We start from the raw sequence: 16,380 nt of genomic DNA, 5'->3' as shown, positions 1-16,380 counted from the left end.
GTATGAGAGCAGAGAAAGCAGTTCAGGAAAACAGGATATTCTCTATGGCATCCGAGATTGGAGAATTTATCGGAAACCGTGCTTATAGAGCGCTTTTGGCAGAAGTGTATACAACACCAAAGCCGGGACTGGTGGATCTGTTTTCTACAGGCGCTCACAAAGATATGGATGTACATACTTTTGAAAAGAGTGCCTATGCTCTCTATCCGTGGTTTGTCCGGATGGCCGCTCAGGGAGCGATTTCAAACGGAAGTCTGCAGGATCTGTTTCGTGATGTGAGAAGCTTTGGTGTTCAGGCAGAGCGTGCGATGTACCGTGCGACGGGCGGTGTAAATACACACAAGGGACTGATCTTTACGCTGGGAATCTATTGTGCAGCAGCGGGAAGATGTGCCAGAGAAAACGAAGGTGTGATTGAATGGAAACAGCTTCGTGAGATTCAGTGTCAGATGGTAGGAAAGATACTGGCTGATGAGTTGAGGATCCTTATGAAGAAGAAAGCACATAGCCATGGTGAGCAGAATCTTCAGAAATATGGAACCTCAGGGGTTCGGGGTGAGGCAATTGCAGGATACCCGTCTCTATTTCAACTCGCACTTCCGACACTCAGACAGGGAGTTGAAGAGGGAAGAGACTGGAATCGTGTAAAACTTCAGACGCTGCTTGTATTGATGAGCAGTACCCAGGACTCAAATATCATCTCAAGGAGGGGACCGAAGGAACTTGAGAAAGTGCAGGAAGAAATTCATGCATTTCTTAAGTCCGGTGGAGCCTACCGGGAGGATGCAGTTGAATACCTGAAACGACTGGATCAAAAATATTGTGTAAGGAATGTGAGTGCAGGCGGCTGCGCAGATCTCCTTGCAGTTGCAATTTTTCTTCATTCTATCGTCAAATCTCCACTGACAGAAGAATAAACATTTTCTACATATCTTAAATGTTTGTGCCATAACCTCTTTTGAAATTTTCTGTCAGAGGAAAGAATATAAGTTGTAAAACCAAAAAAGTCGGAGCAGGCTGCCATCTGCTTCGACTTTTCTGGTTTTAGAAAACAGGAAAATTCATTAAGGTACAAAGCGGTATCCAAGTCCGCGAAGTGTAAGGATATGCTGCGGATTCTGACGGTCATCTTCAATCTTGCCGCGCAGGCGATTGATATAGACCATAATTGCATTGTCATCCACTGCAATTGTGTTCCCCCATACATGTTCGTAGATCATATCTTTAGTGAAAACCTGCTGAGGATGTTTCATAAAAAGAAGGAGCAAAGCACTTTCTTTACTGGAAAGAATCAATTCTTCTCCATTCTTATAGAAACGCATTGTCGCAGTATCATAAGAGAAAGGTCCGCTCTCTAACATCTGATTGCCTTCCAGTACAAGATTCTTGTTGCGGCGGATTAGCGCTTTTGCTTTTGCACCCAGTACAAGCGGTCGGAACGGTTTCGTGATATAATCATCTGCACCGAGAGAAAGACCATAAAGTGAATCATAGTCTTCATTTCTTCCGCTTACGATCATGACCGGTGTGTTTATGCCTTGATTCCGAAGCTTTTTGATCACATCAAAGCCTTCCATATCTCCGAGCATGACATCCATAAGGATCAGATCAAAGGTGTGTGTGCGAAGCAGGGAAAGGGCATCCTTCCCGCAAGTTGCGATGGTTGGCTCCAGGTCATTACTTTTCATGACCTTTTCCAGAAGTTTGCAGATGGATGGATCATCATCTACAATCAGTACTTTATCTGACATAAAGGTTTATCCCCCTTGTAAAACGAACTGAAAATACAGTTTAAATACTGTACAATCTATAAAAAACATTATAATATTAAATAAAATTCAAGTCAATCAGAAGAGGAGGTGAAGTATGAAAACCGACGGGAAAAATGTGAAATGGAAATCAAAAGAACAACGCGAAAAAGAAAATCGACGGATTCGATGGATATTTCTGATTTTATTTCTTCTGGTGCTTCTTGGATTTGGAGGAATGGGATATCGTGTATGGAAACAGTACAGTAAAGATCTGATGCAGAATCAATACGATCAGCTTAGTAATTCTTCAAAAATTTTAAGTGAAAGCCTTGAAACTTCCATGAAAGAGTATGAGTGGGATTATGAGATGCTACACAATATAGAAGTGATGATGCAGGATGAAGCCGGAAATTATAAGATTCAGAATACAGACGCATTTATGCAAAAAATGAAGAGATATCTGGAAGAAGAGACAACGTATGTCTGTGATCTGTTCTGGCAGGATGAAAATGGAAATTTTATTAACAGTTTGAGTGGGAAAGTGTATGCGGATCCGGTTTGCTTTACAGAGACAGATCAGGGAGTCGGAATTTATCAGATGGAAGATGATAAGGATCAGAAATACCTTGTGCTCCATTATTTAGAACCATCGGAAAATCAGATCTGTATGGTGGTAAATGAGGAAGCATTTTATGCGAATCTGATTTCAAGCATTAAAGTCGGAACGAATGGTTATGTTATGATCAAGAACTCAGAAGGAAAGATCATCATGCATCCGAAAGGAGAGCAGTGGGGAATCGATGTGATCGAAGGCCGAAAAGAAATGTATCCACATCTTGATCTGAGCAGTCTGGAGCATATGATCGAAAAACAGAAAGAAGGTGGAGAAGGAATCCTAGAATACGATTCCTATTGGTGGACCATGCCAAATCTTCCGAAAGTACATAAAGTAAGCGCGTACAGTTCGGCAGATCTTGGAGGGGATTTCTGGGTAGTGAGTGCAGTGATTGATTATGATGATATGTATCTTCCTATCAGGCAGGGATTTACAAGAATTCTTTTTGTTATGTTGGGAATCTTGCTGCTTATTATTCTTCTTCTTATCTTTGTGGGAAGGTTGGTCTTTGATCGTCAGAAATCGGCAGCAGAGATTATTTATCTGCGCGAACTAAATTCCCTGTTGGAAGAAGTTCATCAGTCAGAAGAGAATATTGCGCATCAGGAACGACTTCAGATCATGGGCACAATGACGGGAGGAATTGCTCACGAATTTAATAATTTCCTGACACCGATCATGGGTTATGCGGAGCTTTTGATGATGGAATTACCGGAAGATTCAGAAGAATATGACAGTGCACACGAGATTTATGAAGCTTCGGAGAAAGCGAAGGATGTTGTGCGCCAGATTTCAACGCTCAGCCGTAAGAATGTAGAGACTGTATATAAAAGTATACCGGCGCAGAAGTTGATGCAAAGAGCAGTGAAAATGATTTCGTCCGTATGTCCTCCGCAAGTGACAGTGGAAGAACAGATGAATCTGGATCATACATGGATCCTGGGAAATACAACACAGATCAACCAGGTGCTCTTAAATATCAGTGTGAATGCAATCCATGCAATCGGAAAACAGAAAGGGACAATTCGTATTCTTGCACGTAGAGTAAAAAGAAATTCATTGTCACAGGAACTGGCAGACAAGTTGCGGGAAAGCTGGGAAGATTATGTGGAAATCCAGATTCAGGATACCGGCTGTGGAATGAATCAGGAAACGATGAAACACATTTTTGATCCATTTTTTACAACAAAGAAAGGTGGAGAAGGAACCGGACTGGGACTTGCATTGGCAGAGCAGATCATGATGTCACACAAGGGATATATTTCAGTAGAAAGTAAGCCGGGTGTGGGCAGCACATTTTATCTGTATCTTCCTGCAATGGATACGGAACAGAAGATAATCGTGCCGACTGCGAGTGGAAAATATAGAATTGTTATAGCAGATGATAATGCAAAGGTTCTTAAGTTGCTGGAGAAGAATTTCCGAAAGATTGGGATTGAGATTATTACATGCAGAGACGTGGAGAAATTGAAAGAATATCTGAAAGAAGCAGAGACGGATGTACTTTATATTGATGAAACGCTTGAAGATGGAAGCGGAGTAGAATTCTGTATGTCAATTTCTGGAAAATATCCACAGATGAAAAAAATTGTAATGGCAGCACACATAACAAGAGAACTTGCTGAGGCAAAGCAGCATGGAATTATTGAAGGCTATGTTGAAAAACCGGTATCGGAGGTAACGCTTCTCGATGCAGTGAGACAGTGTGAGGAAAACGTGTGAATTAGGAAGGAGCAGAAGAGATTCTGTTCCTTTTTTGCAATATAAAAAAGCGAAAAAACATAAAAAATATAAAGGATTTCCTTAACAAAATGTAAGGTGAATCAAGGCAGTCTGTAAGCTTCTTTTTCTATAATAAATTTATCCAAAAAAGAGAGAAAGGAAGGGGACAGACAATGAATGAGACAATGCTTGCAGTATTAGGATTTGCAACGATCATCATGATTATTGTTTTGTTGCTGAGAAATGTAACAGTGCCGGCACTTGCATTTGCCGGGGTATCTACAGTTACATCAGTGATTCTGGTTGCGACCGGAACATTTACCGTAGAAGAAATGGGAGAATTTATTGCGTCAGGTGTAGCAGGAGTACACTCAACCGCAGCGTTATTTATCTTCTCCGTACTCTTCTTCGGAATTATGACAGATGTGGGAATGTTTGACCGCATCATCAACGCATTAATGAAAAAAGTGGGAAGTAATGTAGTCGGTGTAGCACTGATGACATGTATTATTGCCATGATCGGACATTTGGATGGAGGTGGAGCTTCCACATTCCTGATCACAATTCCGGCAATGCTTCCAGTGTACAAGCGCTTAAACATGCGTCCGACAACATTGCTTCTGATCTGTGTTACAGCAATGGGTGTTATGAACCTGCTGCCATGGGGAGGCCCGACAATGCGTTCCGCAACTGTACTCGGAATCGATCCGAACGAGCTGTGGAGACAGCTGCTCCCGATGCAGGTGGTTGGAGTTGTAATTGCACTTGCAACAGCAGTTTTCTGGGGATTCGTAGAGAAAAAACGTGGAGCAGGAGCAGAGACAGCACCACAGGGAATTGTGAAGGCGGAAGAATATGACGCTTTAGAAGAAAAGACAGAAGACGCAGCAGAAAACGATCTTGCGAGACCGAAGCTCTTTGCATTCAATGCAATTCTTACACTGGCAGTGATTGTATGTCTTGTTTTTGTTAAAGTACCATCTTACTATATCTTCATGGTTGGCTGTGTAATTGCATTGCTTGTGAACTATCCGGGAGCAAAACTGCAGAATAAGATTATCAAATCTCATTCTGGTCCGGCACTTATGATGGCATCTACCATCCTTGCTGCAGGAGTATTCCTCGGTGTTCTTGAAGAGACAGAAATCATGAACCATATGGCAAACGTACTGGCGGCATTTATCCCACAGTCTATGGGAAGATTCCTGCCACTGATCATCGGAGTATTATCTGTACCGCTGACACTTTTATTCTGTACAGATTCTTACTTCTTCGGACTTCTTCCGGTTCTGATCAGTATCGGAAACCAGTTCGGTGTAAATCCTGCACACATAGCAATCGCAATGGTTGTCTGCAGAAACTGTGCAACGTTTATCAGCCCGGTAGTACCGGCTACATTCCTTGGAGTCGGACTTGCAGGTGTTGAGATCAAAGATCATATCAAAGCAAGTTTCTTCTGGATCTGGGGTGTAAGTATTGTATGTCTTATTTCTGGAATACTGCTTGGAGTGATTCATTTCTAAGAGAATAAAGAATAAATGAAAGGAAAGACGGATAATCTTTGGAAAGAGGTTATCCGTCTTTTTCGTTATTGTTCATTCCCATGTTAACGCAAAAAAGGCAGAGCACGAATTACTTGCATTATTTACTGAAATTTCTATAGTTAACCGCTATGATTTATTCTTTAATTTAACACAGGAAACACAGTATTTTACAGTTATACATAAATAGATTACACCGACCACAACAATCGCGAACACTCCTGTATTGAAAAATAAATGCGCGATCATCGTCACAACTAACAATATTCCGATTAATTTTCCTGAGAATATGTAAGTACTGTAGGAACTTTGATAAACAGCTTCCTTTTCTGCCTCGTCACAGCTTTCCAGCCATTGTTTATGAAAATCTTTGGAAGCAATATCGCCCTTTTTCTCTGGATGTACTTTCTGAAGCAGTTTTACATAACGGGCCTGAGCCATGCCACAGTAAAAGAAACAGATTAAAAACAGGACACATGCTGTAAGAAATTTTACCAGCGAATTTCTTCCATCATGAATATATCTCATAGAATATCCACTTCCCAACAAAGCAATGCAAAGCACCTGTGCCACTACATTGATACACTGCAGAATTGCTCCGTACCTTTCTTCTTCATAATCCAGTCGATGAAATTCCTCATCTTCTGCATCTTCAATCCGATCACAGACGTTTCTTAGCTTTTTGAAGCAGATCTCATATGCTGCAATTGAAACGACAAGCACTGACAGGAGCCCCGGAACCATAAGCCTCCGTGTCACTTCCGTCAGAAGGCTCAGCGATCTTCCACTAAAATCTTCCCCAAAAACAATTTCATAAACTACAGTACTTACGCCTCCTATCACTCCGCCTATCAGCATTGCCGCTAACATCCTTACAATGGTTTTCTTTGTGTTTCTCGTCTTTGTATCACTCTTCATCGTTTTCATCCTCCTTATACTCAAAGATATCTTCTACTGTAACCTGACAGATCTTTGCAATTTTTAATGCCAGTGTCACAGATGGGGAATAGTCCCCACGCTCGATCAGACTGATCGTCTGGCGGGAAACTCCTGCCCGCTTTCCAAGCTCTGTCTGATTGATTCCCAGTTTTGATCTATATTCTTTTAATCGATTTAATAAAGGCAATTTCCAGTCCCCTTTCGTTTTGCTTTGACAACTTTTCTTGTCATTTTTGATGATAACATTGACAACTTTATTTGTCAATTAATTTCATACATCTTATAGACAACTTTGAATTTTTCAAAGCAAAACTTACATCCGTATAGCTGAGCAGCAAAATAATCAGCTATGGTCTGCACACTAATCTCAGGATTTCTTTTTCGAGAAATTAAAAACAAGACAAAAAGCGCATGGACTTATAATATTCTTCTGCCTTGCAGGACAATAAAATATAAGAGTCCTATAGGTGTAAATCGGTAAGCTGCAAACAGACAGTTGTAGATTTATCCTTCGTGTATTATAATATTGCATACCGACTAAACAGGTCTGAGAAAGGTTGGGGATTACAGACATCTGTGAATTAGGACCGAAAAATAGTATTGGAGGATTCTTCCTATGAAAAAATCTAGTTTTTTCAAAAGCCTGCCATTTAAACTTCTGGTAGGTGTTGTGATTGGAATTCTTGCCGGACTTGCTCTTAATGCAAATGACGGGACAGGTTTGACAAATGCAATTCTGAACATTATTGTAACTTTGAAATATGTTCTGGGACAGATTATTTCATTCTGCGTTCCGCTGATCATCATTGGATTTATCGCACCGTCCATTACAAAGATGGGAAATAATGCATCGAGATTACTTCTGCTTGCAGTATGTATTGCATATGTATCTTCTGTTGGGGCTGCGTTATTCTCTACAGCAGCAGGATACGCGCTGATCCCGCATCTTTCTATTGTGACAGATGTAGATGGACTGAAAGAACTGCCGGAGATGGTGTTTGAACTTTCTATCCCACAGATCATGCCGGTTATGAGTGCACTTGTATTTTCTATTATGATCGGACTTGCAGCGGCATGGAATAAGGCAAAATTAATCACAGGAATGTTGGAAGAATTCCAGAAGATCGTGCTTTCCATCGTGTCAAGGATTTTGATCCCAATCCTTCCGTTATTTATTGGATTCACATTTTGTTCTCTGGCATATGAAGGATCCATCACAAAACAGCTTCCGGTATTCCTTAAGGTTATCATTATTGTTATGATCGGACATTATATCTGGATGGCACTTCTTTATACAATCGCCGGTGCTTATTCAGGAAAGAATCCACTGGAGGTTGTGAAGCATTACGGACCGGCATATCTGACAGCCGTTGGAACAATGTCTTCCGCAGCAACACTTGGAGTTGCTCTGCAGTGTGCAGGAAAGGCGAAACCATTAAGAAAAGATATGGTACAGTTTGGAATTCCGTTATTTGCTAATATCCATCTGTGTGGATCTGTACTCACAGAAGTGTTCTTCTGTATGACAATCTCACAGATTCTGTATGGAAAACTTCCGTCAATTCCAACAATGCTTCTGTTTTGTATACTTCTTGGAGTATTTGCAATCGGTGCACCGGGAGTTCCGGGAGGAACAGTTATGGCATCCCTTGGACTTATCACAGGAGTCCTTCTGTTTGATGATGCGGGAACAGCACTGATGCTTACAATTTTCGCACTTCAGGATAGTTTTGGAACAGCTTGTAATGTGACCGGGGACGGAGCACTTACGTTGATTCTTACAGGATATGCGGAAAGACATAAGATTCCGGAGAAGTCAGATGAGATGCTGAATATTGAATTTTAATAATTGATTTTAAGGGCAACTATTATAGTTGTCCTTATTTCTATTAAACGGAAAATCAAAAAGAGGTTGTAATTTTCGGAAATATATGTTAGCCTAAATTCACGCAGTTCTTATTCTTATGAACAGCAAAGATATCTATTAACCAATCGGTAATTATTTCCATAGTTCAGTATTCGAACAAATAATCCGATAACAAAACATAAGACGAATATTGTATGAATGATAACTGAAAGTTTATTAAAGGATCAGGTTTAAAAGTTCTGCTTTTCTGAAAAAAAAACCTATGTTACAATAAATTTGGATAAAGAATTCTTTTCTTCATATAAGTGTTTGTCTTACAAAAACGAAAAGGAGAATTCTTATGAAAGAAAACCAAAGAAAAGTATCTAAAAGTGCAATTAAAAGCGAAAATGCATTAAATGAAAAAGAAGATTTCATTATGTTGCCAACAGTTGATTTTTGCTTTAAAGAGTTGATGCAAAATGAAAATGTGAGAAAAGGAATTATTGCAGCTATATTAAACAGGCGTCCAGATGAAATTGTAAATACTGAGCTTCTCCCCACAATCCTAAGAAAGGATTCGGAAGATGATAAGTATGGAATTCTAGATGTTCGGGTGCAGTTAGATAATGAAGTACAGATTGATTTTGAGATGCAGGTGGTTTATTATGATTTTTGGGCGAATCGTACAATTTATTATTTGAGTAAGATGTATACGGAACAGATACGAGAAGGTGATAGCTATGATAGATTACAGAAATGTATTCAAGTAAGTATTCTTGCTCATGTATTATTTCAAGAAGATGATGAGTGTTATCGACGTATTTCGTTTTGTGATGTAAAGACGGGGAAGGAATATACAGATCTGATGGAAATGCATATTTTGGAACTGCCCAAATTACCGCCGGAACAAAAGAGTGAAACAGATTTAATGCAGTGGATGCGCTTTTTGAATGGTAAACGCAGGGAGGATTTTGAGAAAATGGCTAAGAAGAATTCTTGTTTTGAAGAAGCGTATAAAGAATTGGACAAATTAAGTGCGGACGAGAAAAAACGCCTTGAATATGAAGCAAGACAGAAAGCAATCAGAGATCGTGACATATTGATCAAGACGGGAGAAAACCGTGGACGTAAAGAAATTATTTTATCAATGATTGAAGCGGGACTACCACTGGAACAAATTGCGGAAATCACGAAAGAAACTCTGGAAACGATACAAGAATTAAAGAAAAAGATGGGATGATGGTAAAAGGGCAGCTATTATAGTTGTCCTTTCTTTTTGCCAAAACATTGAATTTTGGTACTATTCTGTGGTACAATCGTTTGGTATAAAAAAAGCAATCGTCTGGTTGATATTTGCAAGGGGAATGTGGATATCAACAGCATTTTCAGATTGAGAGGTGAAAAAAATGGGATTTACACATTTTGATGAAAAAGGAAAGGCCATTATGGTGGATGTGACGGAGAAGCAGGATACAGTCCGGGAAGCAACCGCCACGGGAAAGATCACGGTGAATGAAGAAGTGTTCCGTGCTGTCAAAGAAGGAACTGCAGGCAAAGGGGATGTGCTTGGAGTTGCGACAACAGCAGGGATTATGGGAGCAAAGAGGACATCGGATCTGATTCCGATGTGTCACATTCTTCCGATCACAAAGTGCAAGGTAGAGTTCGAGATGGTTGAGAGTGAACTTGCAATTTATTGTAATTGTACGGTACGTGTGACAGGGAAGACAGGCGTTGAGATGGAAGCTCTGACAGGAGCAAGTGTAGCACTTTTGACAGTTTACGATATGTGCAAAGCGATGGATAAAAAGATGGAGATTGGGGAAATCTATCTGGTCAGAAAGAGCGGCGGTAAGAGTGGGCTGATCAACAATGGATATAAGAAGGAAAGAAAAGAAGGCGAAAAGTAAAGTGGAAAAGAAAGAACAAAGATGGAAAGCAGCGGTAGTGACACTGAGTGATAAAGGATATGCAGGAGAGCGGGAGGACAAGAGTGGACCGCTTCTTTGCGGTATGTTAGAAGAGGCAGGATATGAAGTAACAGAAGTAAGGCTTCTTCCGGACGAGCAGAAGATGATCGAACAGTGTCTCTGTGAACTTGCAGATGAGAAAAAAGTGGATCTGATCGCAACAACCGGAGGAACAGGTTTTGCACCGCGTGACTGCACACCGGAAGCAACATTTGCCGTGGCGACAAAGAATGCACCGGGAATCGCAGAGGCGATGAGACTGGCTTCACTTCAAGTGACACCAAGAGCTATGCTTAGCCGTGGCGCTTCTGTGATCCGTAATCAGACATTGATCATTAATTTTCCGGGAAGTCCGAAGGCTGTAAAAGAGAATCTAGAAGCAGTACTCCCATCTTTGGAACATGGTCTTGCAATTCTTACAGGAAATGCAAGTGAGTGTGGAAAACCAGTTTCTGAAGGAAAGTAAAACAGTAATGTAAGAGATAAATAATATGAGGTATGTAAGAGATGATCGATCAATATGGAAGAACAATAGAATATCTGCGTATCTCTGTGACGGATCGTTGTAATCTGCGCTGTGTCTACTGCATGCCGGAAGAGGGCATTGAGCAGCTGCCGCATGAGCAGATTCTGACTTTTGATGAGATTGAGAGAGTATGCCGGATCAGTACAGAACTTGGGATTTCAAAGATCAAACTGACCGGTGGGGAACCGTTGGTGAGAAAAGGATTGCCGGACTTATTGGGGAAAATTAAGAGAATTTCGGGGATCGAACAGGTGACATTGACAACAAACGGAATTCTTCTTAAAAATCAGTTGGACGGATTGATGCGTCAGGGGCTGGATGCAGTGAATATCAGTATTGATACATTGGATGAAACGTGTTACCATACAGTGACAAGATGTGGGGAATTAAATCAGGCACTGGAAGGACTGCAGGCAGCACTCGAATATCCGAATCTGCGTGTGAAGTTAAATTGTGTGCCGATGAATCAGTCAGAAGAAGAGTATATTCAGATGGCAGAGTATGCAAAGGAGCATCCGGTAGAGGTTCGTTTTATAGAAATGATGCCGATCGGGATGGGAAAAGCCTGTCAGGGAAAATCAAGAGATGAGCTTCTGGAACTTTTAGAGAAAGCATTTGGAAACGCTGAACCGTATGAAAAACATTTGGGGAATGGTCCGGCAGAGTATGTGAGCTTTTCGGGATTCCAGGGCAGAATTGGATTTATCAGTGCAGTGAGTCACAAGTTTTGCGATTCCTGCAACCGGATCCGGCTCACAGCGGAAGGATATCTGAAACTTTGTCTACAGTATGAAAGTGGAATTGATTTAAGAAAACTTTTAAGAAGTGGTGCAACGGATGAAGAAGTGAAAGAAGCAATGCGTCAGGCAATCTGGAAAAAACCGGCCTGTCACAATTTCTCGGATGAGCGAAGAGATGAAGAAGTTGGTCAGAAAAAAGAACATCGGGCCATGTACGGAATTGGTGGTTAGATCAGTAATGAAATAAAATCAGTGACAGAAAAGTAACAGTGCAGATCATGCACAAAAATTATAAAAGTGAAAAAGTAATTTGAGAGGTATAGAAAAATGGGAAAAGTAATAGCAATTTGTACAAGTCCGGAAAAGGGAACACAGAAGACAAGAATCGAGGAAGGCACATTTATTGAAGATTTTGGTCTGGAAGGAGATGCGCATGCAGGAAAATGGCATCGTCAGATCAGTCTTCTTTCTTATGACAAGATCGAGGCATTCCGTGCAAGAGGTGCAGAAGTAGAAGATGGCGCATTTGGAGAAAATGTGATCGTTCAGGGGATTGATTTCCGTAATCTTCCGGTTGGAACAAGATTAAAATGTAACGATGTTTTATTAGAGATGACACAGATTGGAAAAGAATGTCATCATGGCTGTCAGATCTTCCAGAAAATGGGAGAATGTATCATGCCGCGAGAAGGGGTATTTGCAAAAGTGCTTCATGGTGGTAAAATAAAAGCCGGAGATGAAATGATCGTGCTTGCAGCAGACGAATAAGGAAAAAATTACCTGGGAAATATTTCTGCAACGGTACGGAACAGATGCGATTGGAAGGAAATGAATGAGAAAGAAGCAATGGGTGGCGGCGGCTCTTGTGGGGCTTGCAGTTATTCTTGTCGGCGTGGGTTCCGGCAACGTGAAGACAAGACAGACGAAGAAAGACAAGCAGGAAAACACGCAGATTGTCAGTGGAGTTCAGATTGTTACAGAAGACGGAAAGAAGTACTATGACTTCCAGGATGTGAAAGAGAATAATTACAGAGCAAGGCTTCAGGATCAAGTACCAAGGAATTCTTATGATTTTAGCAATCTGGCATTAGATGAAGAGACAGGATATCTTTCGTATAAAGATACGAAGGGAAAAGTGTCAGCGAAAAAAGGAATTGATGTTTCGGAGTTCCAGGGAGAGACGATCGACTGGCAGCAGGTGAAGGAAAGCGGAATCGAATTCGTGATCGTAAGACTTGGATACCGTGCATATGGAGAGAGTGGCGCGTTAGTTGAAGATGCCATGTTTGAACAGAATGTACAAGGCGCATTGGATGCCGGTCTGGAAGTCGGTGTCTATTTCTTTTCCCAGGCAATCTCAGCAACGGAGGCAGTCGAAGAGACTGACTTTGTTTTGGAACATATCCAGCCGTATCAGATTACAGGACCTGTTGTCTATGACACAGAAGAAATCAAAGATGATACAGCAAGAACAGACCAGAATACAAGGGAAGACTTTACGAATTTTTGTAAAGTCTTTTGTGACGGAGTGAAACAGGCTGGATATCAACCGATGATTTATGCTAATATGAAATGGATAGCATTTACCTTGAAGATGGAAGAGCTGACAGAATATGATTTCTGGTATGCGGATTATCATGAACTTCCGCAGTGTCCATATGATTATAAGATGTGGCAGTACAGTGAGGCCGGTACGGTTCCGGGAATTCGTGCAAGCGTAGATTTAGATTTGTGGTTTCAGGAGGAAAACTAGATGAAATGGAATAAATTCAGATTGAAGACAACAACAGAGGCAGAGGATATTGTAAGCAGTATGCTGGCAGATCTTGGGATTGAAGGTGTTGAGATCGAGGATAAGATCCCGCTGACAGAGTCTGATAAAGAGCAGATGTTTGTTGATATTTTACCGGAGATCGAGGCAGATGATGGTGTGGCTTACTTAAGTTTTTATCTGGAAGAGGATGAGGACAAAGAAAAAGTTCTGGCAAATGTGAAGAAAGAACTGGAGGAGATGTCTGCTTATGTAAATGTCGGAGCCTGCGAGATTGAAGAATCCCAGACAGAGGATGTAGACTGGGTGAATAACTGGAAGAAGTATTTTCATCAGTTCTATGTGGATGATATTCTGATTATTCCATCCTGGGAAGATGTGAAGCCTTCGGATGAAGATAAGATGGTGATCCATATTGATCCAGGTACAGCATTTGGTACAGGAATGCATGAGACAACACAACTTTGTATCCGTCAGATCAGAAAGTATACAACAGAGACGACAAAGATTCTTGACGTGGGATGCGGAAGCGGAATTCTTGGAATGCTTGCATTGAAGTTCGGAGCAGAGCATTCTGTTGGAACAGACCTCGATCCGTGTGCAATCGATGCAACTTATGAGAACATGGAGAACAACGGGGTTTCCAGAGATAAATATGAAGTAATGATCGGAAATATTATCAATGACAAAGAAGTTCAGGATAAGGTTGGATATGAGTGCTACGATATTGTGGCAGCGAATATCCTTGCACCGGTTCTTGTAGAACTCACACCAGTGATCGTGAACCAGCTGAAACCAGGCGGAATCTATATCACAAGTGGAATTATTGATGATAAAGAAGAGATGGTAAAAGAAGCTGTTGCAAAAGCCGGGCTGGAACTTCTGGAGGTTACACATCAGGGTGAATGGGTATGTGTGACAGCGCGCAAGAACGCATAAGGAGAAATAAGATGCAACATTTTTTTGCAGATCCATCCTGCGTGGACGGAGAACAGATCCGTCTGGCAGGAAGTGATGTGAATCATATGAAGAATGTACTCCGCATGAAACCCGGTGAGGAAGTGTGGGTCAGTGATGGAGAAGGAATGGATTACTTCTGCAGTGTGGAAGGTTATGAGGAGAAGGAAGCAGTCCTTCGTGTTGTGAAAAAAGAAGTGTCTCAGACAGAACTGGCTTCCCGTCTGATCTTATTCCAGGGACTTCCGAAAGGGGACAAGATGGAATGGATCGTACAGAAGGCAGTAGAGCTTGGAGCTTACAGTATTGTTCCGTTTGCGGCAAAGCGCTCCGTTGTGAAACTGGATCAGAAGAAAGCCGGAAAGAAGAGAGAACGCTGGCAGGCAATTGCCAAGGGGGCTGCGGAACAATCGAAGAGAGGAATTGTGCCACAAGTGCAGGATGTGATGAGCTTTCAGGAAGCGATGAACTACGCGAAAGAGCTGGATGTAGTGCTTGTTCCTTATGAACTGCAGGAAGGGATGAAAGCAACAGAAGCTGTCATAAGTAAGATTGAACCGGGACAGTCTGTCGGTATCTTTATCGGACCGGAAGGTGGGTTTGACGAGAGCGAGATCGAGCAGGCGGAAGAGGCCGGAGCGGTTCCAATCACACTTGGAAAGCGTATTTTAAGAACAGAGACAGCGGGACTTACAACATTGTCAATTCTGATGTATCATTTAGAATGCAGGGAACAGTTGGACGATAAAAACATAAGATAATAGAAAGACGTTGCCGGTTGCAGACGCCTGTGAATGGTAACAGAGTTAGAAAAGGGAAGATAAAATGGAAGCATATTTGGATAATTCAGCCACAACCAGAGCATATCCGGAAGTGGGAGATCTTGTATATAAAGTAATGTGTCAGGATTATGGCAATCCATCCTCCATGCACCGAAAAGGTGTAGATGCGGAGCATTATGTAAAGGAAGCCAAGGAAACGATCGCAAAGGTTCTTAAGGTAAATGCGAAAGATATTTACTTTACATCAGGAGGAACAGAGAGTGATAATCTTGCACTGATCGGATGTGCAAGAGCAAACAGAAGAGCGGGAAATCACCTGATCACAACTTCAATCGAGCATCCTGCAATCTTAAATACAATGCGTTATCTGGAAGAAGAGGAAGGCTTCCGTGTGACATATCTTCCGGTAGATGCGAGTGGAAGAGTGAATCTGGAATCATTGAAAGAAGCACTTTGTCCGGAGACGATTCTCGTATCAGTTATGTATGTGAACAATGAGGTTGGAACACTTCAACCGATTGATGAAGCGGTAAAGATTGTAAAAGAGTATAATTCTTCTATTCTTTTCCATTCGGATGCAGTGCAGGGATTTGGAAAATATCACATTTATCCAAAACGTCAGAAGATCGACCTGTTAAGTGCGAGTGGACATAAGATTCATGGACCGAAGGGAACCGGATTCCTTTATGTGGGTGAAAAGGTGAAGATTAAACCGATTCTTTTCGGAGGAGGACAACAGAAGGATCTCCGTTCGGGTACAGAAAATGTTCCGGGAATTGCAGGGCTTGGACTTGCAACAAAGATGATCTATAATGATTTGGATATGAAAGTAGCTCTGATGCGTGAACTGAAGGATTATTTTATTGAGCAGGCAGGAAAGATTGAGAATACAACAGTCCATGGTCTGAAAGATGAAGGAAGTGCACCACATATCATCAGTCTTGGAATTGCAGGAATCCGAAGTGAGGTTCTTCTTCATACACTGGAAGATAAGGGGATTTATGTCTCATCAGGATCTGCATGTGCATCGAATCATCCGGCAGTAAGCGGTGTTCTCAGAAGCATTGGGGCGGCACAGGAATATCTGGATGCGACGATTCGTTTCAGTATGTCAGAATTTACTACAAAAGAAGAAATTGACTACACGCTGGAAACACTATATAATTGTATACCGATGCTGAGAAAATATACGCGTCATTAATTGACGTCGATTCAT

16 protein-coding genes are annotated in these 16,380 nt (G+C 41.5%); 13 read left to right on the top strand and 3 right to left on the bottom strand.

Going from position 1 to position 16,380, the window contains the following annotated elements:
• Positions 1-2: 2 nt before the first annotated feature.
• Positions 3-917, top strand: coding sequence for a triphosphoribosyl-dephospho-CoA synthase CitG (gene citG, locus LI126_RS06220; protein ID WP_118113764.1), 915 nt, complete (start codon positions 3-5; stop codon positions 915-917).
• 147 nt (positions 918-1,064) lie between these two features.
• On the opposite strand, the gene LI126_RS06215 is transcribed toward citG, so the two are convergent.
• Entirely contained in the window at positions 1,065-1,751 is a 687-nt protein-coding gene (locus tag LI126_RS06215; RefSeq protein WP_227165033.1) for a response regulator transcription factor, read from the bottom strand.
• Positions 1,752-1,866: 115 nt separating this feature from the next.
• On the opposite strand from LI126_RS06215, the gene LI126_RS06210 reads away from it, so the two are divergent.
• Together LI126_RS06210 and LI126_RS06205 are read left to right on the top strand one after the other, a co-directional pair.
• Positions 1,867-4,089 carry an ATP-binding protein gene (locus LI126_RS06210; RefSeq protein ID WP_118113765.1) on the top strand — a complete coding sequence of 741 codons (2,223 nt, stop codon included), beginning with the start codon at positions 1,867-1,869 and terminating at the stop codon, positions 4,087-4,089.
• Between the two features lie 173 nt (positions 4,090-4,262).
• A complete protein-coding gene (locus tag LI126_RS06205; RefSeq protein WP_118113766.1) occupies positions 4,263-5,612 on the top strand; it encodes a CitMHS family transporter in 1,350 nt (449 codons plus the stop codon).
• A 147-nt stretch (positions 5,613-5,759) separates the two neighbouring features.
• On the opposite strand, the gene LI126_RS06200 is transcribed toward LI126_RS06205, so the two are convergent.
• Positions 5,760-6,548 (bottom strand): DUF3169 family protein, encoded by a 789-nt coding sequence (locus tag LI126_RS06200; RefSeq protein WP_181983016.1) that lies wholly within the window; start codon positions 6,546-6,548, stop codon positions 5,760-5,762.
• The gene (locus LI126_RS06195) at positions 6,538-6,756 is read right to left on the bottom strand and encodes a helix-turn-helix transcriptional regulator (RefSeq protein WP_055144924.1); all 219 of its coding nucleotides are present in this window, start codon (positions 6,754-6,756) and stop codon (positions 6,538-6,540) included. Before LI126_RS06195 ends, LI126_RS06200 begins: the two co-directional genes overlap by 11 nt.
• A 429-nt stretch (positions 6,757-7,185) precedes the next feature.
• Between LI126_RS06195 and LI126_RS06190 the strand changes: the two genes are divergently transcribed.
• The 10 genes from LI126_RS06190 to LI126_RS06145 all read left to right on the top strand — a co-directional run bounded on the left by LI126_RS06190 (position 7,186) and on the right by LI126_RS06145 (position 16,365).
• Positions 7,186-8,415, top strand: a complete 1,230-nt coding sequence (locus LI126_RS06190) for a dicarboxylate/amino acid:cation symporter (RefSeq protein WP_055144921.1) — start codon at positions 7,186-7,188, stop codon at positions 8,413-8,415.
• Positions 8,416-8,776: 361 nt separating this feature from the next.
• Positions 8,777-9,658, top strand: a complete 882-nt coding sequence (locus tag LI126_RS06185; protein ID WP_081021264.1) for an Rpn family recombination-promoting nuclease/putative transposase — start codon at positions 8,777-8,779, stop codon at positions 9,656-9,658.
• Positions 9,659-9,824: 166 nt separating this feature from the next.
• The gene (gene moaC, locus LI126_RS06180) at positions 9,825-10,328 is read left to right on the top strand and encodes a cyclic pyranopterin monophosphate synthase MoaC (RefSeq protein WP_020436189.1); all 504 of its coding nucleotides are present in this window, start codon (positions 9,825-9,827) and stop codon (positions 10,326-10,328) included.
• A gap of 1 nt (position 10,329) precedes the next feature.
• Positions 10,330-10,854: a MogA/MoaB family molybdenum cofactor biosynthesis protein gene (locus tag LI126_RS06175; protein ID WP_055164075.1), complete on the top strand. Its 525-nt coding sequence runs from the start codon at positions 10,330-10,332 to the stop codon at positions 10,852-10,854.
• 41 nt (positions 10,855-10,895) lie between these two features.
• On the top strand, positions 10,896-11,885 hold the full coding sequence (gene moaA, locus LI126_RS06170) for a GTP 3',8-cyclase MoaA (RefSeq protein WP_118113768.1): 990 nt from the start codon (positions 10,896-10,898) through the stop codon (positions 11,883-11,885).
• A 96-nt stretch (positions 11,886-11,981) separates the two neighbouring features.
• Positions 11,982-12,422: an MOSC domain-containing protein gene (locus LI126_RS06165; protein WP_055170465.1), complete on the top strand. Its 441-nt coding sequence runs from the start codon at positions 11,982-11,984 to the stop codon at positions 12,420-12,422.
• A 64-nt stretch (positions 12,423-12,486) separates the two neighbouring features.
• On the top strand, positions 12,487-13,407 hold the full coding sequence (locus tag LI126_RS06160) for a glycoside hydrolase family 25 protein (protein ID WP_227165032.1): 921 nt from the start codon (positions 12,487-12,489) through the stop codon (positions 13,405-13,407).
• Complete coding sequence (gene prmA / locus LI126_RS06155) at positions 13,408-14,364, top strand: 50S ribosomal protein L11 methyltransferase (protein WP_020436184.1); 957 nt, start codon at positions 13,408-13,410, stop codon at positions 14,362-14,364.
• A gap of 11 nt (positions 14,365-14,375) precedes the next feature.
• Positions 14,376-15,143, top strand: a complete 768-nt coding sequence (locus LI126_RS06150; protein ID WP_117826027.1) for a 16S rRNA (uracil(1498)-N(3))-methyltransferase — start codon at positions 14,376-14,378, stop codon at positions 15,141-15,143.
• Between the two features lie 64 nt (positions 15,144-15,207).
• Positions 15,208-16,365 carry a cysteine desulfurase family protein gene (locus LI126_RS06145; RefSeq protein ID WP_227165031.1) on the top strand — a complete coding sequence of 386 codons (1,158 nt, stop codon included), beginning with the start codon at positions 15,208-15,210 and terminating at the stop codon, positions 16,363-16,365.
• Positions 16,366-16,380: the final 15 nt, after the last annotated feature.

It is taken from the genome of Mediterraneibacter sp. 210702-DFI.5.30, from assembly GCF_020560115.1.
GTDB lineage: Bacteria > Bacillota > Clostridia > Lachnospirales > Lachnospiraceae > Mediterraneibacter > Mediterraneibacter faecis.
The sequence above is the reverse complement of the archived record's forward strand: the minus strand, read 5'-3'. Positions and strand labels throughout refer to the sequence as shown.